The organism is Microbacterium sp. NPDC077391, assembly GCF_040686955.1.
GTDB classification, from domain to species: Bacteria; Actinomycetota; Actinomycetes; order Actinomycetales; family Microbacteriaceae; genus Microbacterium; species Microbacterium commune.
In genome coordinates this window covers 87,853-112,831 of the sequence record NZ_JBFBMI010000004.1, presented here as the reverse complement: position 1 = coordinate 112,831, position 24,979 = coordinate 87,853, and the positions used below count along the sequence as shown (strand labels likewise).

24 protein-coding genes are annotated in these 24,979 nt (G+C 69.9%); 11 read left to right on the top strand and 13 right to left on the bottom strand.

Annotated elements, in window-relative coordinates:
* Positions 1 to 69: 69 nt before the first annotated feature.
* Positions 70 to 1,323, bottom strand: a complete 1,254-nt coding sequence (locus tag AB0O65_RS11425) for a maltose ABC transporter substrate-binding protein (protein ID WP_071640309.1) — start codon at positions 1,321 to 1,323, stop codon at positions 70 to 72.
* A gap of 269 nt (positions 1,324 to 1,592) precedes the next feature.
* Between AB0O65_RS11425 and AB0O65_RS11420 the strand changes: the two genes are divergently transcribed.
* From AB0O65_RS11420 to AB0O65_RS11410, 3 genes are all read left to right on the top strand, one after another.
* Positions 1,593 to 2,945, top strand: coding sequence for a protein kinase (locus AB0O65_RS11420; protein WP_363385248.1), 1,353 nt, complete (start codon positions 1,593 to 1,595; stop codon positions 2,943 to 2,945).
* Between the two features lie 45 nt (positions 2,946 to 2,990).
* On the top strand, positions 2,991 to 3,479 hold the full coding sequence (locus tag AB0O65_RS11415; RefSeq protein ID WP_071640312.1) for a YajQ family cyclic di-GMP-binding protein: 489 nt from the start codon (positions 2,991 to 2,993) through the stop codon (positions 3,477 to 3,479).
* Between the two features lie 215 nt (positions 3,480 to 3,694).
* Positions 3,695 to 4,339, top strand: a complete 645-nt coding sequence (locus tag AB0O65_RS11410) for a GntR family transcriptional regulator (RefSeq protein WP_363385245.1) — start codon at positions 3,695 to 3,697, stop codon at positions 4,337 to 4,339.
* Here the strand turns inward: AB0O65_RS11410 and AB0O65_RS11405 are convergent.
* From AB0O65_RS11405 to AB0O65_RS11385, 5 genes are all read right to left on the bottom strand, one after another.
* The gene (locus AB0O65_RS11405; RefSeq protein WP_363385242.1) at positions 4,248 to 5,333 is read right to left on the bottom strand and encodes an alpha/beta hydrolase; all 1,086 of its coding nucleotides are present in this window, start codon (positions 5,331 to 5,333) and stop codon (positions 4,248 to 4,250) included. The two genes, AB0O65_RS11410 and AB0O65_RS11405, sit on opposite strands and share 92 nt — an antisense overlap.
* Positions 5,334 to 5,360: 27 nt before the next feature.
* The gene (locus tag AB0O65_RS11400; RefSeq protein ID WP_071640316.1) at positions 5,361 to 6,734 is read right to left on the bottom strand and encodes an FAD-dependent oxidoreductase; all 1,374 of its coding nucleotides are present in this window, start codon (positions 6,732 to 6,734) and stop codon (positions 5,361 to 5,363) included.
* 13 nt (positions 6,735 to 6,747) lie between these two features.
* The gene (locus AB0O65_RS11395; RefSeq protein WP_071640318.1) at positions 6,748 to 7,809 is read right to left on the bottom strand and encodes a polyprenyl synthetase family protein; all 1,062 of its coding nucleotides are present in this window, start codon (positions 7,807 to 7,809) and stop codon (positions 6,748 to 6,750) included.
* A 58-nt stretch (positions 7,810 to 7,867) separates the two neighbouring features.
* Positions 7,868 to 9,136, bottom strand: coding sequence for an isochorismate synthase (locus AB0O65_RS11390; protein ID WP_363385237.1), 1,269 nt, complete (start codon positions 9,134 to 9,136; stop codon positions 7,868 to 7,870).
* An 83-nt stretch (positions 9,137 to 9,219) separates the two neighbouring features.
* The gene (locus AB0O65_RS11385) at positions 9,220 to 9,774 is read right to left on the bottom strand and encodes a DUF402 domain-containing protein (protein WP_363385234.1); all 555 of its coding nucleotides are present in this window, start codon (positions 9,772 to 9,774) and stop codon (positions 9,220 to 9,222) included.
* Positions 9,775 to 9,815: 41 nt separating this feature from the next.
* Here AB0O65_RS11385 and AB0O65_RS11380 point away from each other — a divergent pair, with 41 nt between their 5' ends.
* Positions 9,816 to 10,529, top strand: a complete 714-nt coding sequence (locus AB0O65_RS11380) for a class I SAM-dependent methyltransferase (RefSeq protein WP_071640324.1) — start codon at positions 9,816 to 9,818, stop codon at positions 10,527 to 10,529.
* A gap of 9 nt (positions 10,530 to 10,538) precedes the next feature.
* Here AB0O65_RS11380 and AB0O65_RS11375 read toward each other — a convergent pair whose 3' ends face one another.
* The gene (locus AB0O65_RS11375) at positions 10,539 to 11,393 is read right to left on the bottom strand and encodes a polyphosphate kinase 2 family protein (RefSeq protein ID WP_363385231.1); all 855 of its coding nucleotides are present in this window, start codon (positions 11,391 to 11,393) and stop codon (positions 10,539 to 10,541) included.
* Positions 11,394 to 11,449: 56 nt separating this feature from the next.
* On the opposite strand from AB0O65_RS11375, the gene rmuC reads away from it, so the two are divergent.
* Positions 11,450 to 13,018, top strand: a complete 1,569-nt coding sequence (rmuC, locus tag AB0O65_RS11370; protein ID WP_363385228.1) for a DNA recombination protein RmuC — start codon at positions 11,450 to 11,452, stop codon at positions 13,016 to 13,018.
* Positions 13,019 to 13,059: 41 nt separating this feature from the next.
* On the opposite strand, the gene menD is transcribed toward rmuC, so the two are convergent.
* Both menD and AB0O65_RS11360 read right to left on the bottom strand, forming a co-directional pair.
* On the bottom strand, positions 13,060 to 14,751 hold the full coding sequence (gene menD, locus AB0O65_RS11365) for a 2-succinyl-5-enolpyruvyl-6-hydroxy-3-cyclohexene-1-carboxylic-acid synthase (RefSeq protein ID WP_363385225.1): 1,692 nt from the start codon (positions 14,749 to 14,751) through the stop codon (positions 13,060 to 13,062).
* A complete protein-coding gene (locus AB0O65_RS11360) occupies positions 14,748 to 15,089 on the bottom strand; it encodes a PLD nuclease N-terminal domain-containing protein (protein ID WP_071641546.1) in 342 nt (113 codons plus the stop codon). The genes menD and AB0O65_RS11360 overlap by 4 nt, the downstream gene beginning before the upstream one ends.
* An 85-nt stretch (positions 15,090 to 15,174) precedes the next feature.
* Here AB0O65_RS11360 and AB0O65_RS11355 point away from each other — a divergent pair, with 85 nt between their 5' ends.
* A complete protein-coding gene (locus tag AB0O65_RS11355) occupies positions 15,175 to 15,441 on the top strand; it encodes a DUF4229 domain-containing protein (RefSeq protein ID WP_071641549.1) in 267 nt (88 codons plus the stop codon).
* 54 nt (positions 15,442 to 15,495) lie between these two features.
* Here AB0O65_RS11355 and AB0O65_RS11350 read toward each other — a convergent pair whose 3' ends face one another.
* Positions 15,496 to 16,461 (bottom strand): 1,4-dihydroxy-2-naphthoate polyprenyltransferase, encoded by a 966-nt coding sequence (locus AB0O65_RS11350; protein ID WP_071641551.1) that lies wholly within the window; start codon positions 16,459 to 16,461, stop codon positions 15,496 to 15,498.
* A 44-nt stretch (positions 16,462 to 16,505) separates the two neighbouring features.
* Complete coding sequence (locus AB0O65_RS11345) at positions 16,506 to 16,955, bottom strand: Lrp/AsnC family transcriptional regulator (protein WP_191712759.1); 450 nt, start codon at positions 16,953 to 16,955, stop codon at positions 16,506 to 16,508.
* Positions 16,956 to 17,026: 71 nt separating this feature from the next.
* On the opposite strand from AB0O65_RS11345, the gene AB0O65_RS11340 reads away from it, so the two are divergent.
* Both AB0O65_RS11340 and AB0O65_RS11335 read left to right on the top strand, forming a co-directional pair.
* Positions 17,027 to 18,457: a DUF6421 family protein gene (locus AB0O65_RS11340; RefSeq protein WP_363385220.1), complete on the top strand. Its 1,431-nt coding sequence runs from the start codon at positions 17,027 to 17,029 to the stop codon at positions 18,455 to 18,457.
* Positions 18,458 to 18,520: 63 nt separating this feature from the next.
* The gene (locus AB0O65_RS11335) at positions 18,521 to 19,162 is read left to right on the top strand and encodes an SDR family NAD(P)-dependent oxidoreductase (RefSeq protein WP_363385217.1); all 642 of its coding nucleotides are present in this window, start codon (positions 18,521 to 18,523) and stop codon (positions 19,160 to 19,162) included.
* Between the two features lie 24 nt (positions 19,163 to 19,186).
* Here AB0O65_RS11335 and AB0O65_RS11330 read toward each other — a convergent pair whose 3' ends face one another.
* Positions 19,187 to 20,539, bottom strand: coding sequence for an MFS transporter (locus AB0O65_RS11330; RefSeq protein WP_363385214.1), 1,353 nt, complete (start codon positions 20,537 to 20,539; stop codon positions 19,187 to 19,189).
* 82 nt (positions 20,540 to 20,621) lie between these two features.
* Between AB0O65_RS11330 and AB0O65_RS11325 the strand changes: the two genes are divergently transcribed.
* A complete protein-coding gene (locus AB0O65_RS11325) occupies positions 20,622 to 21,689 on the top strand; it encodes a low specificity L-threonine aldolase (protein ID WP_363385211.1) in 1,068 nt (355 codons plus the stop codon).
* 13 nt (positions 21,690 to 21,702) lie between these two features.
* Here AB0O65_RS11325 and AB0O65_RS11320 read toward each other — a convergent pair whose 3' ends face one another.
* Positions 21,703 to 22,296 (bottom strand): NUDIX hydrolase family protein, encoded by a 594-nt coding sequence (locus AB0O65_RS11320; protein WP_071641561.1) that lies wholly within the window; start codon positions 22,294 to 22,296, stop codon positions 21,703 to 21,705.
* Between the two features lie 88 nt (positions 22,297 to 22,384).
* On the opposite strand from AB0O65_RS11320, the gene AB0O65_RS11315 reads away from it, so the two are divergent.
* On the top strand, positions 22,385 to 23,041 hold the full coding sequence (locus tag AB0O65_RS11315) for an alpha/beta fold hydrolase (RefSeq protein WP_313480075.1): 657 nt from the start codon (positions 22,385 to 22,387) through the stop codon (positions 23,039 to 23,041).
* A gap of 260 nt (positions 23,042 to 23,301) precedes the next feature.
* Positions 23,302 to 24,966, top strand: coding sequence for an ATP-binding cassette domain-containing protein (locus tag AB0O65_RS11310; protein ID WP_363385206.1), 1,665 nt, complete (start codon positions 23,302 to 23,304; stop codon positions 24,964 to 24,966).
* Positions 24,967 to 24,979 lie beyond the last annotated feature (13 nt).

The window sequence follows — 24,979 nt, the reverse complement described above, 5'->3', positions numbered from 1 at the left end:
CCTCGTCGAGAATCGTCGATGCAGGGACGGGGACGGCATCCGTCGCGGGATGCCGTCCCCGTCGACTGATCACTTGCTGATGGCGCCCTGGATGTCGGCGGTCATCTTCTCCCAGAGAGCGGTCGGGTCGCCGCCCTTGTTGTTGATGAGGGCAGCCTCGGTGACGCCCCAGAACTGCCAGACCGAACCCATCTCGGGGATGCTCGGCATCGGCACGGCATTGGCGCCGACCTCGCCGAAGCCGGCGGTGATCGGGTCGTCCTTCACGGCGGACTCGAACGCGGCGGTCAGGGCGGGTGCGCGTCCTCCGACCTCGTAAAGCGCGGTCTGCACCTTCTCGGAGCCGACGTAGTTGAGCAGGAACTCGTTCGCGGCGAGCTTGTTCTTGCTCTCGGCGCTCAGGAAGAAGCCCTGCACGCCGGCGAACGGCTGCGCGTCCTCGCCACCGGCCGACGGGATCGGGTCGATCGCGATGTTCAGCCCCTTCTCGGTGGCTGCCGGAGCGTTCCACGGACCGGTGAGGAAGAACGGGGACTTGCCCGCGAGGAAGTTCTCCTTGGCCAGGTCACCGGTGATGTTGGTGTTGAACACCCCGGCCTTGCCTTGCTCGGCCAGCCATGAGGCGAACTTCTTGCCGCCGTCGTTGCCGACCTGCAGGTCTTCGGCGTTGTAGCTGCCGTCGGAGTTCTGTCCGAAGACGGGGGCGCCGAAGGAGGTCTGGAACGGGTACAGGTGGTACGGGTCGGACTGCTCAGGGTCGAGACCGACGAGGAAGGGGAACTCCGTGCCTGCCGCCTTGCCCTTCGCGATCATGTCGTCGAAGTCGGTGGGCGCCTCGGAGACCAGGTCGGTGTTGCGCATGAGGCCGATGTTCTCGATGGCGTACGGCACGCCGTAGAGCTGCCCGTCGTAGCTGAACGCGTCGCGGGCGATCTGCTGGAACTCCTCGGCGCGGTCGCCCAGTTCGACGGGGGCGACGACGCCGTTGCTGACGAGGATGCCGAGCCAGTCGTGGGCGCCGACGACGACGTCCGGACCCTTGCCCGTGGGCGCCTGCTGCACCAACTGGTCGCGGATCTCGCCGAACTCCTTCTGCACGAACGCCACCTTCACGCCCGTGTCATCGGTGAACTCCGCCGCCGCCTCCTTCATGACGTCCGCGCGGTCGGCGTCGACCCACACGGTGATCTGGCCCGACAGCTCGGCGCTGTCACCGGAGTTGTCGTCGCCGGCGGGAGTGGATGATGAGCAGCCGGCCAGGGCCAGTGCGGAAGTTGCGGCGAGTGCGCCGAACGCGAGGATGCTCCTCTTTGTCACCTTCATTGGTGCGTGCCTCTCTGGATGCGGGTGGCCTGCGGAAACTGCAAGCGCTTACAGTATGCATCCCTCCCAGGACGGTGCGCAATGGGCGAGATCACCGAGACCAACATGTGATCCACACCCATTCCCTAGCGCTGCCATGGAAACGCTTTCAAGCTCGCCCTCTATTGCACGTCTGCCGCACATCGTCAAGGCACAAGACGATCGGGCGCACGACACCTAGCGTGAGCAGGGTCACGGCGTCCCGAGCCGTGCCGGATTGCGGAGTTGCGATGGACACGATCGACGACGAGGCCACTGCTCCCCTCCTCGACGGCCGATACCGACTCGACGGCTGCGTGGGCAGGGGCGGAACCTCGATGGTGTACCGCGCCAACGACACCCTGCTGCGCCGCACGGTCGCGATCAAGCTGCTGCGCGCCGACGACGAGATGCCCCTGGAGTCCGAGCGGGTGCACAGTGAGACCGCGCTGCTGGCATCCCTCTCCCATCCTTCCCTCGTCGCCCTTTACGACGCGAGCCTCGACCTGCCCCACCCTCGCTACCTGGTGATGGAGTTCATCGACGGGCCGACGCTCGCCACCCGTCTCCTGCAGGGCCCCCTCAGTCGGCGCGAGACGGCCGCGATCGGTCGCGACCTCGCGGACGCGCTGCGGGTCGTGCACCGGCGCGGCATCGTGCACCGGGATGTCAAACCGTCGAACGTGCTGCTGGCGCGCTCCGACGCGAACGACGGCTGGACGGCGAAGCTCACCGACTTCGGCATCGCCTTCCACCCCGACGAGGCGCGACGCACCTCACCGGGGATCGCCATCGGCACGGCCGCGTACATGGCACCCGAGCAGGTGCGGGCCGATCCGATCACCCCTGCCGCCGACATCTACTCCCTCGGCCTGGTGCTGCTCGAATCGCTCACGGGTGAGCCGGCCTTCCCGCGCACCCGCGACGTGCAGACCGCGCTCGCGCGTCTGGTCAGCGAGCCGAGCATCCCGGATGAACTCGGCGTCGAGTGGGTGCGGCTGCTGCGTCGGATGACCCACAGCGAGCCAGACCAGCGCCCGACAGCCGCCGAGGTGGTGCACGAGGTGTCGATCATGTCGACGGATGCCCGTGATGACACCGCCGGAGTGACGACCGACCCCACTGCGGTGACGAAGGCGCTGCCGGCGGTCGCCATCGCGACCCCGGTGGCGCCGAAGATCGCGTCGGCGACCACGCCCGATGTGCAGGAGCGTCGCCCGATGCGCCGTCGGACGATGGGACTGTTCGCCGCTTCTGCCGCCGCGGCCGCCGTGCTCGTCGGCGGATGGATGGCCTGGCCGGCCGGCTCCGACCCGACGCCGACCGTCACCCCCGCGCAGGTCGCGGAGACGCCAGCCGCTCCGGATGCCGAGCAGCCGGTCACCACGCCGATCGCCGAGACACCGGTCGAGCCCGTCGAGCCGGCTCAACCGGCTCAACCGGCTCAGACCGAGGTGAAGACCGCGGGCAGCACGGTGGCGGAGAACGCGAGCGGGAATCCGAACGCGGGCCCGGGGAACAACTCGGGAAGCTCGCCGCAGACGAACTCCGGCAAGGCCGCGGGCAAGAGCGACTCCTCGCAGGGCAAAGGAAAAGGCAAGTGATGCGGAGCCCCCGGCTGTGGGGGGCAACGCTCTATGGTGGTAGTCATGGCTGACTCTTCGTTCGACATCGTCTCCAAGGTTGATCACCAGGAGGCCGACAACGCTCTCAACCAGGCACGCAAGGAGATCGAGCAGCGCTACGACTTCAAGGGCACCGGCGCCTCGATCTCGTGGAGCGGCGAGCAGATCGTGATCGTCGCGAACTCCGAGGAGCGCGTGAACGCCGTGCTCGACGTGTTCCAGTCGAAGCTGATCAAGCGCGGCATCTCTCTGAAGAGCCTCGAGTCGGGTGAGCCGGTCGCGAGCGGCAAGGAGTACCGCCTCACGTCGAGCCTGAAGGACGGCATCTCGAGTGAGAACGCGAAGAAGATCGGCAAGATCATCCGCGACGAGGGCCCCAAGGGCGTGAAGAGCCAGATCCAGGGCGACGAGCTGCGCGTGCAGTCGAAGAGCCGCGACGACCTGCAGGCTGTGATCGCCCTGCTCAAGAGCAGCGACCTCGACATCGACCTGCAGTTCATCAACTACCGCTGACACGCTCCTGTCTCAGCCGAGAGCCGCGCTCACCGGGTGAGCGCGGCTCTTGTGCTCCCTCCCCCTGACGAGCGCCGTGCGCGTCGCCTGACGGTCGCGCCGCGACGGCGCGGACAGCGCCGCCGGAGCCATGTCGGACCCGCTGAGTAGAATGCCGGTGTATGGGTTGTATGGGGCAGCCCGGGGACGCCGTGAGGCGTATTGGGGAGAGATACATGATCGACGTCGAACGACCGCCGAGGGTCGATATCGCGGCAAGGAAGCAGCTTCTCGCCGAGGGCCTGTTCCATCTGATCGGTGAGCGCATCGTGAGCGGCGAGCTCGCCCCGGGGGCGCGGATCCGCGACAGCGAGCTGGCCGCCGAGCTGTCGGTGTCGCGCACGCCCGTGCGCGAGGCGCTGCAACGACTCGAGCGCATCGGTCTCGTCATGATGTATCCGAGCAGATACACCGAGGTGTCGTCGGTCACGCCAGATCAGGTCGAGACGGCGCACATCTTCGCCGGTCTGCAGGCGAGTCTCATCGTGCGCCTCGCCTGCCCGCGTCTCAAGCCCGGCGAGGTGAAGACGGTCGGCCGGCTCATCCGCGCCGTGGCCGCCGACGTGTCGGATCCGGTCTCGACCTCGAGCGCACGGCGCGCCGTGATCGAGTACCTGGCCGCCCGCACGGGCAACGCCCTGCAGCAGGCGGTGATCGACGAGGCCAGCCTCGCCCTCGCACGTGCGCTGAAGACGCACGAGGTGCCGGTCGAACGACGCCCGTCGGTGATCAGCGCGTGCGCAGAGCTGGAAGACGCGCTGCAACGGGGCGACGCGGATGCCGCCGAGCAGGCGTGTCGGCGGATGTACTGGCTCGTCTGAGCGCGGCGTCGGCGTGCGCCCACCCGCGCACCCAGCGGTCGAGGCGCGCGTACGCGTCGGCGCGCGCGTCTGGGCGTGAGAGGAAGACGTCGTGCAGTGCGCCATCGATCCGCTCGACGGTCACCGAGCGACCGAGCTTGAGCGCGGCTCGGGCGATGTCGTCGACCACGAGCACGCTGTCCGCCGACGTCAGCTCATCGGACCATCGGGTGGGCAGCGCCGACCGCGCCGAGAGGAGCACGCAGATCGGCGCCTCGATGTTCAGGCCCCGTGACACGGCGGCGTGCCCGGCGAGCACCGCCCGCAGCCAGGCGGCGTGCACGGTCATCGCCTGCTCCGGCCGCCACAGCGGATTCACCTCGACCGGATCGTCCGGATCCGCCACTTCGCGCTGCGCCCTCGTGTAGAAGCCGAGGTCGACCTGAGGCGCCGCCTCCATCGGACGCAGCCGGGCCTGCAGCTCGACCACCGGGGTGATCGCCGCGCGAGCAGCGCCGAGCTGGAACTCCAGCCACGGCGCATTGAGCACGACGGCGTCGACCTGACCCGGATGACGCGATGCCCACAGGCTGAGGATGAGCCCTCCTGTGGAGTGACCGAGCAGCACGAGACGCCGGCCAGCGGCATCCCCCCTCGCCTCGAGCGCCGCCGCGATGTCGGCGTCGTACTCGTCGAGATCCGTCACGTATCCCGGTGTCTGCCCGGGGCGCAGGCTGCGACCGTACTTGCGCAGGTCGAGAGCGAAGAACCGGGCACCGCGATCGTTCCAGGACCGCGCGAGCCGCTTCTGGAAGAAGTAGTCCGACCACCCGTGCACGTAGAGCACGTCGACGTCGGCCAGCGGGCGGCGGTCACCACCCGGCCGCCACCACGGGACGGGACGGGGCAGAGCGCGCACGACGGTCGCGACGATCTCCCCCTCGACGTCCTCTCCCAGCGGGAGGGTGAGCTGCTGGAAGCCCTCACCGAGCACATCGGGAACCCAGTCGGCCATGCCTTCAACCTACCGGGCGCGGAGATCTCACTCCCCGCGCGAGACGCGCACCATCTCGTCGCGCGGCACGAGCTTCACCCGTGCACGCTCGTGCGGCGCGCCGAGCTCGATCTCGTGCGCGTCGAGACGGTGCCAGCCCTCGAGGTCGGTCCATGCCACGCCGCGCTCGGCGAGCAGTGCCGGGATCGCCTCGTCGGACGGATCCTCGGGCTGCCACCACGAGCCCTGGTCGTTGATCAGATGCCGCACCGTCTCCATGGCATCCGACTTGGTGTGGCCGATCAGGCCGACCGGACCGCGCTTGATCCAGCCTGTCGCGTAGATGCCGGGCACGCGCTGGTTCGACTTCGTCTCGAGCACCTGTCCCTCGCGGTTGGGGATCACGCCGTGCTTCTTGTCGAACGGCACTCCGGGCAGCGGCGAGCCGAAGTACCCGATCGCGCGGTAGAGCGCCTGCATCGGCACCTCGCGCATCTCGCCGGTGCCGACCGCACCGCCGGCGCCGTCGGACGTCGTGCGCTCGTAGACGAGCGCCGCGACGCGGCCGTTCTCGTCCTTCCTGACCTCGACCGGGCGAGCCCAGAAGTGCAGGTGCAGGCGACGGGATGCCGTGCCACCCGCGTTGTTCACCGAGTCGAGCTTGCGCCACGACTGCATGATGCGATCCATCACCATGACCTGCTTGTTGCTGGTGACGGCCTGGCGTGACGCCTCGTCGTAGTCGAAGTCCTCGTCGTACACGACCATGTCGACATCGCGCAGCTCCCCCAGCTCGCGCAGCTCGAGCGGCGTGAACTTCACCTGGGCCGGGCCGCGGCGACCGAACACGTGCACGTCCGTGATGCGGCTGGCCTTCAGACCCTGGTAGACGTTGTCGGGCACCTCGGTGACGAGCAGATCGTCAGCGTGCTTGGCGAGCATGCGCGCGACGTCGAGCGCGACGTTGCCGTTGCCGATGACGCCGACCGACTCGGCATCCAGACTCCACTCGCGGGGCACATCCGGATGCCCGTCGAACCAGCTCACGTACTCGGCCGCGCCGAACGAGTGGTCGGCGTCGATGCCCGGGATGTCGAGCGACGAATCGCGCACGGCGCCGGTGGCGAAGATCACCGCGTTGTAGTGGCGCTTGAGGTCGTCGATGGTGATGTCGGTACCGAAGCGCACGTTGCCGAACAGGCGGATGTCACCGCGGTCGAGCACGTCGCGCAGCGCCGTGATGATGCCCTTGATGCGCGGGTGATCGGGGGCGACGCCGTAGCGGACCAGACCGTAGGGCGCGGGCAGCTGCTCGAACAGGTCGATGGAGACATCGAACTTGCGCTCGGCCTTGAGCAGGAGGTCGGCGGCGTAGATGCCTGCCGGTCCCGCCCCGACGATGGCCAGCTTGAGCTTCGTCATGGGGTTCCTTCCGTCAGCTGCTGCGATCAGCGAGAGTCTCCGCGAACCGGGTCAGCGCGTCGCGCACGGTGCCCTTGGGCAGTGGCGCGAGCGCGGCGACGGCGTCGGCCGTCCAGGTGCGGGCGAGAGTCAGAGTCTGTGCAGTGGCATCGTTGTCACGCAGCTCGGCGAGCGGTCCGTCGAGCACCGACGAGTCTGCACCCTCGGCGATGCGGGCGACGCCCTCATCGATACGGCGGGCGAGGTCGACGTCGTCGGGTGCGGTGCTCGTCTTGAGCAGCAGCGACGGCATGGTCGGCACACCGGCGCGCAGGTCGGTGCCCGGCACCTTGCCGGTCTCCTCTGCGTCGGCCGAGAGGTCGAGCACGTCGTCGAGCAGCTGGAAGGCGACACCCACCTTCTCGCCGTAGACGCGCAGCGGCTCTTCGAACTCGGCCGGGGCGTTCGAGAAGATCGCACCGCCCTGTGTCGCCGCGGCGATCAGCGAGCCGGTCTTGTCGGCCAGAACCTGGATGTAGAAGTCGATCGGGTCATCACCGGGCTGCGCGCCGACGGTCTCGCGAAGCTGGCCGAGCACGAGCCGCTCGAACGTGTCGGCCTGCAGGCGCATCGCGCGATCGCCGTACCGCGACATGATCTGACTCGCCCGCGAGAACAGGATGTCGCCGGTGAGGATGGCGACGTTGTTGCCCCAGACCGCGTGCGCTGCGGGGACGCCTCGGCGGGTGTCGGCGCCGTCCATCACGTCGTCGTGGTACAGCGAGCCGAGGTGGGTGAGCTCGAGCGCCTTGGCGACGTCGATGACCGCGGCGGTGCCGCCGTCGCCGAGCTGGGCGGTGAGCAGGGTGAGCACCGGCCGGATGCGCTTGCCGCCGGCCTCGTAGAGGTAGCGGGCCGCGGCATCCGCGATGGAATCAGCCACCTTGACCTCTTCGGCGATGCCCGCCTCGACCAGGTCGAGACCGGCCTCGATGCGCGAGGCGACCCGCCGCGCACCGGGGCCGAGGAAGATGCGGTCGCTGAAGCCGAGTCGGCTCGCCAGTCGCGTGCCCGGGGTCGCGGGGCCTGAAGTCACGTAGTCAACCCTACCTTCGCCACAGAGGACGACGGCACGACGGGCGCCCAGAAGCCGCTCACGCGAGCGCGTCGACGAGCGGCCGGAATTTCACGCGCGTCTCCAGCAGCTCCGACTCCGGCTCGCTGCCCGCGACGATGCCCGCACCGGCGTACGCCGTGACGCGCCTCGCGCCGGATGCGGCGCCGGGCACGTCACCGAACTGCGCGCAGCGCAGCGCGATCGCCCACTCGCCGTCCCCGGCTGCGTCGATCCAGCCCACCGGCCCGGCGTAGCGCCCCCTGTCGAAGGGCTCGATGCGCCGGATCGCGGCGATCGCGGCATCCGTCGGCGTACCCGCGACAGCGGCGGTGGGATGCATCGCCCCGACCAGATCGAGCGATGAGGCGCCGTCGCTGAGTCGCCCCGCGACGTCGGTCGCGAGGTGGAAGAGATTGGGCAGCTCGAGCACGAACGGCTCGGTGTCGGCGTCGAGCGCACTGGTGTGCGGGCCGAGCGCGGCGAGAACGCTGTGTACGGCGTACCGGTGCTCGTCGAGGTCCTTCCCGCTCGCGGCGAGCGCGGCGGACGCCGCGTGGTCCTCGGACGGGTCGGCCCCGCGGCCTGCCGTGCCGGCCAGCACGCGCGCGGTGACCACCCGCTCGTGTGCGGTGACGAGGGTCTCGGGGCTCGCGCCGATGAGGCCGTCGACGGCGAATGTCCACGTGTCGGGGTACCCGATCGCCAGCGCACGCACGAGGCGGCGCAGGTCGGCGTCGCCGGGGACGGTGCCCGTCAGGTCGCGTGCGAGCACGACCTTGCTGTACGCGCCGGCGGCGATCTCGTCGAGCGCGCCGCGCACGGCATCCTGATACCCCTGCGGGGCCTGGGCGCCGGGTCCCACGCGACCGGCCCAGTGCGGACCGAGGACGGCCGGGGCGGGGAGCGAGGCGAAGCCGGCATCGGACGCGGGACGGATGCGGGTGATCCAGCTGCGTCCGTCACGCAGCCCGATCACCGTCTGCGGCACGAGCAGCACGCTGTCGGACGAGGAGTCCTCATCGAAGGCCAGCGCGCCGAAGCCGACCAGCCCGGTGCCCGGCAGGCGCACCTCGTCGTCGATGTCGGCCAGCGCGGTGATCTCGCGCCAGGCGTCGGCGATGACCTCGCTGCGCTTGCGGCCGCTGCCCGCGGGAGCGCGGACGACCGCGGCGATCCCGTCGCCGGCGGCCACGATGCCCTCGCCACGGCGCAGCCAGACGAGAGGCCGGACGGCGGAGGTGTGCGCCAGCAGATCCCCGACGGGTGGGATCTCGCGGGTCTCGGCGACCAGGCGGATGCTGCTCACCCGTACAGCCTATCCGCGCGGCGGGGGCGCGGGATCGGCGCGGCGGGCGTCACATTCCCCGTTTCGTCACGGGATGCGGGGGGTCAGCGGTCGAGGCCGAGGGCGATGAGGCGGTCGAGCCACGGGTCGGCGGTGGCGTCGTCGAAGGGAGCCAGCTGCGCGCGCACCTGCCGCTCCAGTTCGAGGGCGCGACCCTCGAGGTGGTCGATGACCTCGGCCGGGTATCCGTAGCGGATGCTGTGCTCGGCCCACTCGTCGCGGTCGTCGACGTAGGTGCCCCGCTCGTTCAGGCGCCGCACGACGTCGAGATCCATATCGATCGCGGTCGACACCCGCGGGTCGTCTGTCCAGCGCAGGTCCCACGCGAGGTCGATGTAGGCGCGCAGGCCGCGCGGGTGCCCGCGGTGCACGGTGAGCGCGAAGTCGGTGTGGTCGCGCGGCACGAGCGTGACGTTGGGCGACTCGGCGACGAAGTCGGCACCGGGCCGGTGGCTGCGCCAGCCGACCGGCTGGCCGACCCAGTCGCCCCACCCGTCGGCCCCCAGGTAGACGACGTGGTTGTTCCAGTGCGGCGACCCGTCCCACTTGCGCCAGGTCATGGCCATCGGCGTGCCGGGTGCGGGGCGGTTCGCGATCACGCGGCGAGTCTATGGGCGAGTGCGCGCTTTAGGATCGAAGCATGCAGCCGAACCGCGCCGATCTCGGCAAGAACCCCTCCCGTGTCAGCGGCATGTTCGACCAGGTCGCGAAGGGGTACGACCGCACGAACACGGTCATGACCCTCGGCAACGACGCCCTGTGGCGGGCGGCGACGACGCGTGCGGTCGCGCCGAGGCGTGGGGAACGGATCCTCGATCTGGCCGCCGGCACGGCATCCTCCTCCGCGTCCCTCGCCGCCGGCGGAGCGCAGGTCGTCGCCGCCGACTTCTCCCCGGGGATGCTGGCCGAGGGCCGCCGCAGGCACGGGCACCTGCACAACATCACCTTCATCGAGGCGGATGCCACGGACCTGCCCTTCGGCGACGAGGAGTTCGACGCGGTCACCATGTCGTACGGCCTGCGCAACGTGCAGGAGCCGAAGAAGGCGCTGCGCGAGCTGCTGCGCGTCACGAAACCCGGCGGCCGCATGGTGATCAACGAGTTCTCGACCCCTCCCGGGCGCTTCTTCCGCGGGTTCTACCGCTTCTACAACGCGCAGGTCCTGCCGCGCATCGCACGTCTGGCCGGCACCAACGGCGACGCCTACGACTACCTGAACGAGTCGATCCGCGACTGGCCCGACCAGCGCACCCTGGCGGGATGGATCCGCGAGGCGGGCTGGACGGATGTCGAGTACCGCAACCTGTCGTTCGGCATCGTCGCCCTGCACCGCGCCCGCAAGCCCCAGGCCTGAGCCTCCGGCTCAGCTGGCGGCGAGTCGCTTCTTCTCCGCCTCGACGTCGTAGTCGGCGGGCGGCCACTGCGGGTCGATGTCCTCCAGTGCGTCGATGAGCAGCTCCTGCACCGCGAGGCGCGCGTACCACTTGCGGTCCGCGGGCACGACGTACCACGGCGCCTCCGGTGTCGAGGTGCGGTCGAACACGGTCTGATAGGCGTCCATGTAGTCGTCCCAGAGCATCCGCTCGTCGACGTCTCCGGGGTTGTACTTCCAGTGCTTGTCGTGGCGTTCCAGCCGCTCCATCAGCCGCTCCTTCTGCTCGTCGCGCGAGATGTGCAGCATGACCTTGACGATGCGGGTTCCGGATGCCGCGACGCGGCGTTCGAAATCGATGATCGCGGCGTACCGGCGCTCGATCTCGGACTCGTCGGCCAGAGCGCGCACGCGACCGATCAGCACGTCCTCGTAGTGCGAGCGGTCGAAGACGCCGATCATCCCCGGCCGCGGCAGCCGCTTCTCGACGCGCCACAGGAAGTCGTGCGCGAGCTCCTGCTCGGTGGGCGCCTTGAACGCCGCGAAGTCGACGCCCTGTGGATCGACTCCGCCGACGACGTGACGCACGATCCCGCCCTTGCCGGCGGTGTCCATCGCCTGCAGCACGAGAAGCACCGCGTCGTGCCCGTCGCCCACGCGGCTGGCTGCGAACAGGCGCTCCTGCAGCTCGTCGAGTCGCTGCTCGCGTTCCTCGAGCAGCGCGGTGCCGCTGCTCTTGTCACCGTCGAAGCCGGGGTGCGCGTCGGCGTCGACGTCGGCGAGCGAGAATCCCTCTCGCACTCTGAGCAGCTCTGCCGGTTCGGTCGTCCACGTGTGCGTCGCCATGCAGACATCATGCCCCTGGAACGGTAATGTCGGCGCCCTGGTTCACAATCGGATGCATGGACACCGTTCTCGTCGTCGTCATCGCGGTGATCGCCGCCGCCCTCGCCGGAGCGCTCGGATTCGCGGTCGGCGCTCAGCGCGGCCGGTCGGCCGATGCCGACCAGCGTGCCGAGGCCGCTGCGGCGGTGCTGCGCGTCGCCGCCCTCGAGCGGGAGGCCGAGGCGCTGCGCGCCGAGACCGCCGCCCGGGTGCAGGACGAGCGGGCTCTGGCCGACCGTCGCGTCGCGGAGGGCAGGCAGCTGGCTGAGACCGCGCTGGCGGATGCCCGACGCGAGGCGCAGGAGCGGCTCGCGCACGAGCGTGCCGAGCACGCCCGCCGCCTGGCCGAGGTGCGCGACGAAGCCGACGCGGACGTGCTCGCGGAGCGTCGACGCGCGGCGGAACGCCTTGACGAGCTGAAAGCCGATCAGAAGCGCCTCGCCGACGAGTTCGACGCGCTCAGTCGCAGGGCGCTGGAGGCCAACACGAAGGCGTTCCTGCAGCAGGCCGAGGAGCGGCTCAAGCGCAGCCAGAGCGAAGGTGCCGCCGAGCTGCAGAAGCGACAGGATGCCGTGCAGCAGCTCATCGAGCCGATCCAGAAGACGCTCGACACCGTGAAGTCGGAGATGACGACCGCCGAGAAGACACGGCTGGAGGCGCACGCCGCGCTCGCCGAGCAGCTGCAGATGATGCGCCAGTCGTCGGAGACGCTCGGCTCCGAGACCCGCAATCTCGTCAACGCGCTGCGCGCGCCGCAGGTGCGAGGCCGCTGGGGCGAGCTGCAGCTGCGACGCGTGGTCGAGGCCTCGGGCATGGTGAACCACGTCGACTTCGACGAGCAGCTGCACCATTCGACCGACGACGGTGCCCTGCGCCCCGACCTCGTGGTGCACCTTGCCGGCGACAAGCGCGTCGTCGTCGACTCGAAGGTCGCGTTCAGCGGGTATCTCGAGGCGATGGAGGCCACCGACGACACCGTCCGCACACAGCGCCTGCAGGCCCACGCGCGTCATCTGCGCAAACACATCGACGACCTGAGCACCAAGCAGTACTGGGATGTCGTGGCCGGGTCTCCCGAGTTCGTCGTGATGTTCGTGCCCGCCGAGCCGTTCCTGGCTGCCGCCCTCGATCAGGACGCCACGCTCTACGAGTACGCCTTCGAGCGGAACGTCGTGATCGCGACGCCGTCGACGCTCATCGCCCTGCTGCGCACCGTGGGGCACGCGTGGCGGCAGGACCAGCTGGCCCAGGAGGCGCAGCAGATCTTCACGGTGGGCAAAGAGCTGCACAAGCGGCTCGGCACCCTCGGTCAGCATCTGGCGAAGCTGGGCCGCAGTCTCAACTCGACAGTCGACGCGTACAACCGGTTCGCCGGGTCCCTCGACCGCAACGTCGTCACGCAGGCCCGCCGCTTCAGCGCCCTGCAGGGGCTCGACGACGTGCTCACCGAGACGCAGCCGGTGGAGGCCCAGGCGGTCGCTCCGCAGAAGAGCGACCTGTACGAGATCGAGGCGGCCGGCGCAGACGCTTCCGACGAGCGCTTCGCGAGCGCCGACCTGGGCGAGATCGCGCAGCGCCTGGACTGACCAGGCACTGGCCGGCGTGGTCCGCGCCGCAGCCGTCGGGCTCAGCGTTCGAGCGGCACCTCGATGATCTGCGGTCCTGTGATGGCGGAGGTCAGCGTCTGATCGAGCGCGGAGCGCGTCGTCACCCGCTCGTACTGCCACCCGTAGGCGGCCGCGAGCTCGGCCAGCTGCACCCGGTGCGGCGTGTAGAACACGCGATCGAGGTCGTCCTGCGCTGCGGATGCGGCGACCTCGAGCCCGTCGAAGATCGTGCCGCCCCCGTCGTTGCCGACGATCACCTGGATGCGCGGCGCCGGCTCGTCGCCCGGAAGCAGCAGCGCGCCGACATCGTGCAGGAAGGCGAGGTCGCCGAGCAGCACCCGGGTCACGCCCGGTGCCCCATCGGCCTGGCTGGCCAGGGCGATGCCGATGCTCGTCGCGACCGTGCCGTCGATGCCCGCCAGCCCCCGGTTCGCGTGCACCGGAACCTTCTTGCCGCCGAGCACCTGATCCGCCACGCGCACGAGACGCGACGACCCGAACACGAGCCGATCGTGCGGCCAGGTGGCGCGCCAGACGGCATCCACCAGGATCTGCCGGTCGACGCGCTTGCGCACCGCATCGAGCTCGGCGCGCACCGCGTCGAGGCGTTCGGCGCTGTGGTCGGAGTACAGGCCCTTCTGATCGGGTGCCGGGGCGCTCAGATCGACCACCCGTGCCTGCGAGGCCGTCATCCACTCCCCCAGCCAGGCGCGATCCGCGACGCCTGGCTCGACGGCCAGCGCCGACGCGGCGCGGGTGCGCCCGTTCAGGTTCAGCGCTTCGCCGCCTCGACGCACGGCGACCACCTCGACGTCGGGTCGCGCGAGCAGCGCGGCGACCTCGCGGCTGAGGGTGGGATGCCCGAACACCACGACCCGCTGGATGCGGCCCCCGAGCGTCTCGTCTCGCAGCAGCTCTCGATACCCGTGCACGAGCAGGCGGCCGAAGCGCGACCCGCTGACGATCTCCGCGATGAGGGGCCAGCCTCCCGCGTGCGACAGCTCCTCGGCATCCGGCCCGGCGTCCGCCCCCGCGACGACCACCGTTCGGGGCCCGCGCGACAGCAGCACCGGCTCGACAGCGCCCGGGGTCGGCATCTCACCGGGTGTCGCCGCGACGTCGGCGGCCGCGGAGAGCGGCTCGCGACTGGGCAGGTTCAGGTGCACGGGGCCGTGGACTCCTGCCAGGCCGTCACCCTCGAGACCGAGCGCGGCGCGCACGGCTCGCTCGCCGAGCCCGGACCATGCCGTCGGCGAGGGCAGAGCGGCTCTCCCTCCGCGGGCGTGTCCGGGCACGGCGGCATCGATGTGCAGGCGCACGAACGGGCCGAAGATCCCCGGCTGGATGGTCGCCTGGTTCGCGCCGACGCCCCGCAGCTCGGGCGGGCGGTCGGCGGTCAGCAGCAGCAGAGGCACCCCGGAGTGGAAGGCCTCCATGGTCGCCGGCAGCAGATTGCCCGCTGCCGTGCCCGACGTGCAGACCACGGCCGCCGGAGCACCTGTCTCGCGCGCCAGCCCGAGGGCCGTGAATCCGGCCGCCCGCTCGTCGATGCGCACATGCACGCGCAGTGCCCCGCTCCGGGCGAGCGCGGTCGCCGCGAGGGCGAGGGCCTGGGAGCGCGAGCCGGGCGAGAGCACCAGGTCGCGCACACCGTGCGCGATGAGCTCGGCGATCAGATCAGCCGCCGCGTCGCTCGCCGGCGAGGCCGTCACGAGCGCGGGTCCGTGCCGTCGGTCTCATCGTCGAGGCGCGCGAGCTCCTCTTCCAGCTGACGGATGCGGGCATCCTGCTCGGCCGTGCTCATGTGCTGCAGAGCCACCGGATCGTCGTCGGGGCCCATCACGAAATCGCTGACCCGTTCTCCGCGACGACGCCGCCCGATCCAGAACCAGAGGATGCCGCCGATGACCGGCAGCAGCACGACGATCAGGATCCAGGTGCCCTTCGACACTCCGCGATGCCGGTCGGCGGGCTGCGCCGCCACGTCGACGATGCTGAACACCCAGAAGATGACAGCCAGAAAACCGCCGACGATCAGGAGACGAGCCATACTCCCAGTGTAGATCTCCCAGAGCGCGCGGGTTCGGCCGGTCGCCGTACAGCGGGTGCCTAGACCCCGCTCGTAGACTGACGGCGTGAAGTTGCCACCCCTCCTCGTGTACACCGTGCTGCGGCTGCTCGCGTTCATCGTGCCGCTGGGGATCCTGTGGCTGTTCCCCGTCTTCCGCGAGTACTGGTGGCTCGCGGCGCTGTTCGCGGCGCTGATCGGCATGAGCATCTCGCTGCTGTTCCTGCGGGCGCCGCTGTCGCGGGCATCCCGAGAGATCTACGCCAAGCGCAACCGCGATCAGGACCGGAGTCAGAGCGACGAAGACGCGGAGGACTCGGCCTCCGGCGCCTGACGTGGGCGAGGACCTGGCGGATGCCGGATCACCGGCCGTGCCGTCCGTCCGGCGTCAGCCGACCAGTGCCCAGTAGACGACCCCCGCGTAGGCGAGCGCCGTGAGCGATGTGAGTCCGAGCGCGGCGACGAGTTCGCGCGGGTCGCGGTGGAACCAGACGATCACGATCGCCACCAGCCCGGATAGCAGCGCGAGCATCGCCAGCCAGGCGATCGGATAGAGCAGCGCGATCCACGCGGCCAGCACGAACGGGATCAGCACGAACAGGGTGAACAGCACCTGCGTGGCGCGCCTGCCGATCAGCACCGACAGGGTGCGCTTGCCGACAGCTCGATCCTGATCGATGTCGCGCAGGTTGTTGGCGAGCAGCACGGCGCACGCGAACAGTCCGGCGGCGACCGCGACGACCCAGGCGACGGTCGGCAGGTACTGCACCTGCACCCACGTCGTGCCGAGCGTTGCGACCAGCCCGAAGAACACGAAGACGAACAGTTCACCCATCGCGTTGTAGCCGTAGGGGCGCTTGCCCCCGGTGTAGAACCAGGCGGCGACGATGCAGAGCGCGCCGACCGCGAGCATCCACCACTGCTGGGATCGGACGATCACGGCAAGCCCCGCCACGGCGGCGAGCGCGAAGAAGACGAGGGCGACCAGCAGCACCCGTTTGGCCGGGACGCGACCCGAGGCGGTCAGGCGGGCGGGGCCGATGCGCTCCGCGTCGGTACCGCGGATGCCGTCGCTGTAGTCGTTCGCGAAGTTGACGCCGATCTGCAGCAGCACGGCGACGGCGAGGCAGGCGAGCGCGATGGCCCAGTGGAAGAGGTGGTCGACGGTCTGCGCCGCACCCGTGCCGAGCACCACCGGGGCGATCGCGAGCGGCAGGGTGCGCAGGCGCGCGGCGCCGATCCAGTCCCGAGCGGTCACCGGCTCGAGGGCGAGCACGGGACGCTTCGCCGGGTTGCCGGTGCTGCGACGCCGCTGCGGAGCGCGCTTCTTGGTCTTCTTGGAGGAACCTGCCACGGCAGAGATCCTACTGTTCGCGTCTCTGCGCGCTGCCGCCTCGCTCAGGCGGTGGTGACGATCGGCCGGCGCTCGTAGAAGGTCTGCAGCACGACGGTCGTCCGGGTGCGGACGTTCGCCGCGCTCCTGATGTCACGCACGAGCTGCTCGAGGGCACGCGGTGACGCGACGCGCACGAAGAGCATGTAGGCGGCGTCGCCCGCGATCGAATGGCACGCCTCGATCGCACTGAGATGCTCGAGCAGCTCGGGGGCGTTGTCGGGCTGGGCCGGGTCGAGGGGCGTGATCTCGATGAACGCCGACAGGGGCGCCCCCACCTGCTCGGGATCGAGCACCGCCTGATAGCCGACGATCACTCCGCGCGACTCGAGTCGCTTCAGCCTCGACTGCACGGCGGAGGTGGACAGGCCGACGGTCGCGGAGAGCTGCGCGAGCGTGGCTCGCCCGTCGCGGGATATGGCGGCGAGGAGCGCATGATCGACAGAGTCATCCATAGGTGGAATAATAGAGGTGAAACATGTCTATCGCCGGAAATTTTCCGGCCTGTCTCGGATCGGAGGCTTCGATGTCCATCATCACCAGCGCCATGTCCAGCATCATCGGCGAGCCCGAGGTCGTCGAGGACGCCTCCACCGCAGAGCACAGCGCAGCATGGAATCTGCTCAAGGACGCCGCGATCGCGGTGCGCCCACTGCAGATCAAGGACGGCTCGATCCCGAACGTCGACGACCACGAGGCCGCAGCCGGTCACGTCGCTGCGATCGTCGCGGGCATCCGGGCTCTCGCCCCCGCCTTCCCGCACGACGCGGCCTACCTCGACGCCCTGGTCGTCGACTTCGAGCGCTGGGCCGACGACGGCTTCGGCGTGCCCGACTTCCTCGACTCGCTGATGGCGTTCCAGCCCCAGCAGCACCGCGTCGACGGCATCCGTCACCTCGTCGTCTTCCCGATGTACACACAGAACGGCTCGAGCGACCGTCTGGTCGAGGCGCTGATCGTCGAGACCATCTGGCCCGAGTTCATCGCCGAGCTCGAGGCCGGCGATTACGGCAACAAGCTGTTCGTCTCGCTGCGCCTGATCGACTTCACCCCCGGCTACGACACCAACTCCGCGGTGCTCTTCCCCGAGACCGTCGCCATGCGCGAGATCCCCTCGTTCACGTGGGGCGCGATCTTCCAGGATCGGGAGGCGGCGCGCTACCGCCGGGTCGTGCGCGCGGCATCGGAGATCACCAACCTCGATCTGCCCGAGCGCGCGAAGGCGATGCTCGACGACCAGCAGATGACCGAGAAGACGTTCGTGATGTGGGACATCATCCACGACCGCACCCACATGCGCGGCGACCTGCCGTTCGACCCGTTCATGATCAAGCAGCGCATGCCGTTCTTCCTCTACTCGCTCGAGGAGATGCGCTGCGACATGACCGCCTTCCGCGAGTCGGTGCAGATCGAGCGCGCGTTCGACGCCCGCGTCGCGGCCGGCGAGACCCTCACCGAGACCGAGCAGGAGATGCACGACTACGCGCACCTCGTGCAGTACGCGGTCATCTTCGACCGCATCTTCCGCTTCGCGATCACCGGCACCCGGGTGCGCAACTACGACGCGGTCGGCGGGCAGCTGCTGTTCGCCTGGCTGCACCAGCGCGGCGTGCTGCACTGGACCGACACCGCTCTCGCCTTCGACTGGGACAACGTGCCCGACGCGGTCGTCGCCCTCGGAGACGCGATCGACGACCTGTACTGGCACTCGATCGACCGTCCGAAGGTGGCGCACTGGCTCGCCGCATACGAGCTCGTGCGCGGCACGCTCACCCCGCATCCGGCATCGCAGTGGGCCCGGGGCCTGCCCGACGAGATCCTCGCCGGGGCGCCGAAGGGGTACACCGACGCGGTGCTGGATGACGAGTTCCCGCTGTCGATGTTCTTCGAGACGCTCGACAAGAAGATGAAGCCGGTCATCGAGTCGACCGTCGGCATCCGCGGCACCGACGACTGACACGCATCGGAGGGGGCGGGAGCAGATGGCCTCCCGCCCCCCTCTCGCACCGAGGAGCGAACCATGACCGCGACCCGCACCGTCGTCCTCGCCGGCGCCACCAGCGACGCCGGCCTGGCCACCGCGACCGCGCTGATCGCCGCCGGAGCGCGGGTGATCGCGACGGGTCGCGCGGCGGATCGTCTGACACCGTTGCGGGATGCCGGGGCGCAGACCGAGATCGCCGACGCCACCTCCTTCGTCGAGATGACCGCGCTGGCGGCGCGGCTGGGCACCGTCGACGCGGTGATCCCGCTGGTCGGCGGCTGGCGCGGAGGCGGGGGCCTCGCGGGGCAGAGCGACGAGGACTTCGACGCGCTGCTGCCAGCCCTGCAGGCGGTGCGCGCCACGAGCCGCGCCTTCGACGCGCCACTCAGAGCGTCGGATGCCGGTCGCTTCGCGATCGTGTCGTCCACCGTCGTCACCCGACCGCTCGCCGGCGGAGCGAACTACGCGGCGATGAAAGCCGCGAGTGAGGCGTGGACGCAGGCCGTCGCACAGGGCTACGCCAAGGCCGCGCGGGATGCCGGCGCCGAGCTGCGGGCGGCATCCGCCGTCTTCCGCGCTGAGGGGGCTCTGCAACCCGATGCTCTGGCACGCGCCGTCGTCGCCCTGTGGGATCGCGATGCCGCGGAGCTGAACGACACGGTCATCGCGCTGAGCTGAGCGTGCGCGGCCTCAGCACGCCGGTCACGTCGGCTCGTCGGCATCGATCGGCGCCGGCTCCGGCGCCGGCGCCAGGGCGTACAGCTCGGTGAGCCGGCGATAGGAGCGCGTGAGGAACGCCAGCCCCGCCGCGACCACCATGACCAGGCCGGCGAACAGGCAGATCAGGGCGATGCCGCGCGTCTCTCCCTCCCCGAGCAGCCAGCCCCACCGCATCCGCCCCTCATCGCCACGCATGTACGGGATGATCAGGAACTCCGCCAGCGGCGCGATCAGGAAGGCGGTCACCGGCGCAGCGGCGGCTTCCATCGCCTGCGCGACGCCGAAGACGCGGCCCTGCCTGGTGTACGGGACGACCTTCTGGATCACGGTCTGCTCGGCCGCCTCGACCGGCGGGATCATCATCATGTACACCCACATGCCGACCACGAACAGCGGCCACCACTCACGCAGCATGAACACGGCGCCGAGCACGCCCATGCCCGCGACGACGAGCAGCATCGTGCGCACGGGGCGTCTGCCGAGTCCGAACCTCGCGACCAGCGCGCCGCCGATGAGGAATCCGGTGGATGCGAACGCCAGCGCGATGCCCCACATCTGTGCCGAGAACAGCGTGAGCCCGTATGGATCCATCAACGCCATGTAGACGCCGCCGATGAGGTTGTTGAACGTCGAGAACACGATCAGCACGAACAGCCCCGGCGCCTCGCGGATCGCCCGCACGCTGCCGCGGAAGTCGAGCGCGCTCGGCGCATCGGGATCGCGCTGCGGCGTCTGCTCGGGGATGCGCACGAACAGCAGGTGCACGAAGGTCGCCGCCATCGCGACGATGGCGATGATCAGCGTCCACCCCATGCCGAGGAAGCCGATCGACAGCCCCGAGAACACGCTCGTCACGAGGAAGGCGATGCCCTGCACCGTGCCGACCAGACCGTTCGCGTTGGCGTGCTTCTCCACGGGGATCAGCAGCGTCACCGTGGTCGACAGCGCGATGCTGCGCAGCTGCTCGATGACCCCGCCCAACAGGATGATCAGCGCGAGCGCCCAGAACCACGGACGACCGATGTCGAGCAGCGCCGACTCGGGCTGCCACAGGTACAGCACGCCGGCCGCGGCGAACGCGACGGCGGACACGACGCTCGAGACGAGCATCACGGTGTGCTTGCGGTAGCGATCGACGATGGTGCCGAACACCATCGAGAAGAAGGCGATGAGCAGCATGTACGCGCCGCCGATGATGCCGGTGGCGAGCACGGACCGGGTCTCGATGTACACCCAGAAGGTGAGCGCGAACCACAGGAAGCTGGTCGTCACATTGGCGATCAGCGTGTTCACGAGGACATTCGCGAACGCCCTCGTCTTCGCGGCTGCGGTCACGGATCGAGGGTAGTCCTGGCCGCCGACATCCGACAGGTGCGGGTCCCGGACCCGTGCATCCGCCTACGACTACAGTCGGATGGTGAGCACTCTGCATGACACGGCCGTCCGCGGCTTCGCATCCGACAACTACTCCGGCATCCACCCCGAGGTGCTGGCGGCGATCGCGGCAGCGAACGACGGACATCAGATCGCGTACGGCGAAGACCAGTACACCGAGCGTCTGCAGGAGGTGTTCCGCTCGCACTTCGGCGAGCGGACGCGGGCGTTCCCCGTCTTCAACGGCACCGGCGCCAACGTCACCGGCCTGCAGGCGATGCTTCCGCGCTGGGGCGCGGTGATCTCCGCATCCACGGCGCACATCAACGTCGACGAGGGCGGTGCCCCCGAGCGCATCGGCGGCTTCAAGCTGCTCACCGTGCCCACCGACGACGGCAAGCTCACCCCCGAGCTCGTCGACCGCGAGGCCTGGGGCTGGGGCGACGAGCACCGCGCGCAGCCGCTGGTGGTGTCGATCACCCAGTCGACCGAGCTCGGCACCCTCTACACGGTCGACGAGATCAAGGCCCTCGCCGACCACGCGCACGAGCGCGGGATGAAGCTGCACCTCGACGGCGCACGCATCTCGAACGCGGCTGCGGCCCTCGACGTGCCGCTCAGCGCCTTCACCACCGACGCCGGCGTCGACGTGCTCAGCTTCGGCGGTACGAAGAACGGGGCGATGCTCGGTGAGGCAATCGTGGTGCTGAATCCGGATGCCGCCGACGGCCTGCTGTACAGCCGCAAGTTCAACATGCAGCTGTCGTCGAAGATGCGCTTCGTGTCGGCGCAGCTGATCGCCCTGCTCGAGGGGGATCTGTGGCTGCGCAACGCCCGGCACTCGAACGCGATGGCTCAGCGGCTGCGCACCGAGGTCGAGCAGGGCATCGCCGACGGAAGCATCAAGGGCGTCGGCTTCACGCAGCCCACGCAGTCGAACGGCGTGTTCGCGACGCTGCCCGACGGCGTCGCCGACCGTCTGCGCGAGAAGTTCCGCTTCTACGACTGGGATGCCGCGCGCAACGAGGTGCGCTGGATGTGCTCGTTCGACACCCAGGAGTCCGACGTCGACGCGTTCGTCGCCGAGCTGTCGCGCCTGACCTCGGCCTGACCGTCCGGGCGGGTCAGCGCAGCAGACCGAGGTGAGCGAGGGCCTGGCGGATCAGCGTGCCGCGACCGCCCTCGAGATCCGCCGCGAGCGCATCGGAGGCGGCTTCCTCGGGTGAGAACCAGGTGACCTCGAGGGCATCCTGCCTCGGTTCGCACGTACCGGTCACCGGCACCACGAAGGCGAGCGAGACGGCGTGCTGGCGGTCGTCGTGGAAGGCGCTCACGCCGGGGATCGGGAAGTACTCGGCCACGGCGAACGGCGCAGGCGACGCGGGCAGCAGCGGGAACGCCATCGGGCCGAGATCGTTCTCGACGTGCCGGAACAGCGCGTCGCGGATGGTCTCTCCGTACCGCACGCGACCGGACACGATGGTGCGAGTGATCTCACCGAGCGGCGTGGAGCGCAGCAGCACGCCGATCGAGGTGACCTGTCCCGACCCGTCGGTGATGACGGGGACCGCCTCGACGTACAGCATGGGCAGGCGCCGACGGGCCTCCTCGAGCTCGATGTCGGAGAGCCAGCCCGGGTTCGCGTCGACCGGCCGCGCGCCGTCGAAGCCGAAGTCGTCGTCGGGCTCGGGGCCGGGATCAGGAGTGCGCACCGCCATGGCTCATTTCTACCAGCGTCGAGGCGATCGACCGCACGTCGACGCGATCCATTCCGCCGGCGTCCGAGGCGGCTGGCAGGATGGCCTCGTGACAGTCTCGATCGATCCGTCCGTGACCCTGTGGTCACCCGAACCGCGCGAGGGCAAGCCTCTTCTCGTGCTGCTGCACGGCTACGGGGCCGACGAACGCGACCTGTTCGGGCTGATCCCCTACCTGCCCGAGGGCATCGCGGTCGCGGCCGTCGGCGCTCCGCTCACACCGCCCTGGCCGATGCCGGGCCGGTCGTGGTACGCGATCGATTCGCTGACCACTCGGGATGCCGTGGGCATCACCACGGCGGCCGAGGCGCTGCTCGCATGGCTCGCCGAGGCTGCGGCCGACGCGAGCTCGGTGGCGCTGCTCGGGTTCTCCCAGGGCGCGGCCGTCTCGCTGCAGGCGCTGCGTCTGCAGCCGTCGCGGATCGACGCGGTCGTGGCGTTGAGCGGGTACGCCGCCGTGGGCGAGCTGCCGAAGGACGCTGTGCTGCAGGAGCAGCGTCCACCGGTGTTCTGGGGACGCGGAACACACGACGATGTGATTCCGGCCGGCCTGGTCGAGCACACCGCCCAGTGGCTGCCGGCGCACTCCGAGCTCTCCGGACGCGTCTACCAGGGACTCACCCACTCCATCTCGGAGCAGGAGCTCACCGACGTGCACGTCTTCCTGTCGCAGTGGAAGGACTCGGTCGAGAAGAAGACCGCGTGAGCGCGACACGCCCGGGTTGCGCTTCTTCGCGAGGCGGGGGTAATGTCGCAGAGTCCTGTCCGCCGTGTCTGGAAGTCCCTTGATCTGATTCGTCGCCTCTCCGCGTAACTCATCCACGCGCTGATCCGACGAACCCGCCTTCCGGCAGGACCCGCTCCGAATTCGAGCCCCTCTACGGGCTCTTCGATCCGACGTCGTCCGACGTCTCTCGCGAAGCCCTCTTCGTCGGCATCCGCGCACCCCACTTCCGGGAGTCGCTCATGTCATCACCGAACATCTTCACCACCGCCGCCGTCACGCTCGACCGGGTCTCCTTCGCCTGGCCAGACGGCTCCATCGCTCTCGACGCCGTCAGCGGCTCGTTCGGATCCGGTCGCACCGGGCTCGTCGGGCGCAACGGTGCCGGCAAGTCGACGCTGCTGCGCCTGATCGCGGGCGAGCTGACCCCGGCATCCGGGCAGATCCTGCGCTCCGACGAGGTCGCCCACCTGCCGCAGCGTCTCACCCTCGAGACGGATCGACGGGTCGCCGACCTGCTCGGGATCGCCGCTCCGCTCGACGCGGTGCGCGCGATCACCGCGGGCGACGTCGACCGCGCGCACTTCGATGCCGTTGGCGACGACTGGGACATCGAGGCTCGAGCCGAGGCATCCCTCGCCGAAGCCGGACTCGACCCGTCGTTCCTCGACCGCACCGTCGGAGAGCTGTCGGGCGGCGAGGCCGTGCTCGTCGCGGTCGCGGGCATCCGGCTTCGTCGTGCCGCGATCACGCTGCTCGACGAACCCACCAACAATCTCGACCGCGAGGCGCGGCTGCGACTCGCCGACATGGTGCGCACGTGGAAGGGCGCGCTCATCGTGGTCAGCCACGACGTGTCGCTGCTCGAGCTCATGGACGACACCGCGGAGATCTACGGCAGCGAGCTGAGCGTGTTCGGCGGACCTTACTCGCAGTGGCGAGCGTGGCTGGATGCCGAGCAGGGCGCAGCTCGCCAGGCCGAGCGCGACGCGGCGCAGGCGTATCGGAAGGAGAAGCGGCAGCGCATCGAGGCCGAGGCGAAGCTCGCCACCCGTGCGCAGATGGGCCGCAAGGCGTTCGATGAGAAGCGCGTGCCGAAGATCATCGCGAACGGCCGCAAGATGGCCGCGCAGGTGTCGGCCGGCAGGCTGCGCAACGAGGTGCGCGGCAAGGAGGACGCCGCTCATCAGGCCCTCGACGCGGCCGGTCGTCGCGTGCGCGATGACGACACCATGAGGATCGACCTGCCCGATCCCGAGCTGTCGGCGTCGCGGCGCGTCGCCACCATCGGCGACGGGGAGCGGTCGTGGATCGTGCAGGGGCCGGAGCGGGTGGCCCTGGTCGGCCGCAACGGGGTCGGCAAGACCACGCTGCTGCAGCGGCTGGTGGCATCCGGGGCTGACAACTCCGGAGATCGGGGCGGATCTGACCAGGAATCAGCTGTCCCGGCGCGGATCCGGCCGATTCTCCGGAGTTCCGACGCGCACACCGACCGCATCGGGTACCTATCGCAGCGGGTCGACGGGCTCGACGATCAGGCCTCGGTGGTGCAGAACATCGCGGCGGCGGCGCCGCACGTGCCGGACAGGGAGCTGCGCAACCGGCTGGCACGGTTCCTGATCCGCGGAGCGACCATGGACCGGGCCGTCGGCGATCTCTCAGGTGGCGAGCGGTTCCGGGTCGCGCTGGCGAAGGTGCTGCTCGCCGAGCCGGCGCCGCACCTGGTCATGCTCGACGAGCCGACCAACAACCTCGACCTCGACACCGTCGACCAGCTGGTCGAGGCACTGCGTGCCTACCGCGGAGCCGTGCTGATCGTCAGCCATGACGATCAGTTCCTGGAACGGCTGGGACTGGATCTCACCCTCGAGCTGGATGCCGAGGGCCGGCTCAGCGAGGTCGGCTGAGGAGCCGGCCTGC

What these genes read in the sequence shown, in the direction of transcription:
- AB0O65_RS11425 (WP_071640309.1), bottom strand. Translation starts at nt 1,323, where the DNA reads ATGAAGGTGACAAAGAGGAGCATCCTCGCGTTCGGCGCACTCGCCGCA.
- AB0O65_RS11420 (WP_363385248.1), top strand. Translation starts at nt 1,593, where the DNA reads ATGGACACGATCGACGACGAGGCCACTGCTCCCCTCCTCGACGGCCGA.
- AB0O65_RS11415 (WP_071640312.1), top strand. Translation starts at nt 2,991, where the DNA reads ATGGCTGACTCTTCGTTCGACATCGTCTCCAAGGTTGATCACCAGGAG.
- AB0O65_RS11410 (WP_363385245.1), top strand. Translation starts at nt 3,695, where the DNA reads ATGATCGACGTCGAACGACCGCCGAGGGTCGATATCGCGGCAAGGAAG.
- AB0O65_RS11405 (WP_363385242.1), bottom strand. Translation starts at nt 5,333, where the DNA reads ATGGCCGACTGGGTTCCCGATGTGCTCGGTGAGGGCTTCCAGCAGCTC.
- AB0O65_RS11400 (WP_071640316.1), bottom strand. Translation starts at nt 6,734, where the DNA reads ATGACGAAGCTCAAGCTGGCCATCGTCGGGGCGGGACCGGCAGGCATC.
- AB0O65_RS11380 (WP_071640324.1), top strand. Translation starts at nt 9,816, where the DNA reads ATGCAGCCGAACCGCGCCGATCTCGGCAAGAACCCCTCCCGTGTCAGC.
- AB0O65_RS11375 (WP_363385231.1), bottom strand. Translation starts at nt 11,393, where the DNA reads ATGGCGACGCACACGTGGACGACCGAACCGGCAGAGCTGCTCAGAGTG.
- rmuC (WP_363385228.1), top strand. Translation starts at nt 11,450, where the DNA reads ATGGACACCGTTCTCGTCGTCGTCATCGCGGTGATCGCCGCCGCCCTC.
- AB0O65_RS11360 (WP_071641546.1), bottom strand. Translation starts at nt 15,089, where the DNA reads ATGGCTCGTCTCCTGATCGTCGGCGGTTTTCTGGCTGTCATCTTCTGG.
- AB0O65_RS11345 (WP_191712759.1), bottom strand. Translation starts at nt 16,955, where the DNA reads ATGGATGACTCTGTCGATCATGCGCTCCTCGCCGCCATATCCCGCGAC.
- AB0O65_RS11340 (WP_363385220.1), top strand. Translation starts at nt 17,027, where the DNA reads ATGTCCATCATCACCAGCGCCATGTCCAGCATCATCGGCGAGCCCGAG.
- AB0O65_RS11335 (WP_363385217.1), top strand. Translation starts at nt 18,521, where the DNA reads ATGACCGCGACCCGCACCGTCGTCCTCGCCGGCGCCACCAGCGACGCC.
- AB0O65_RS11320 (WP_071641561.1), bottom strand. Translation starts at nt 22,296, where the DNA reads ATGGCGGTGCGCACTCCTGATCCCGGCCCCGAGCCCGACGACGACTTC.
- AB0O65_RS11310 (WP_363385206.1), top strand. Translation starts at nt 23,302, where the DNA reads ATGTCATCACCGAACATCTTCACCACCGCCGCCGTCACGCTCGACCGG.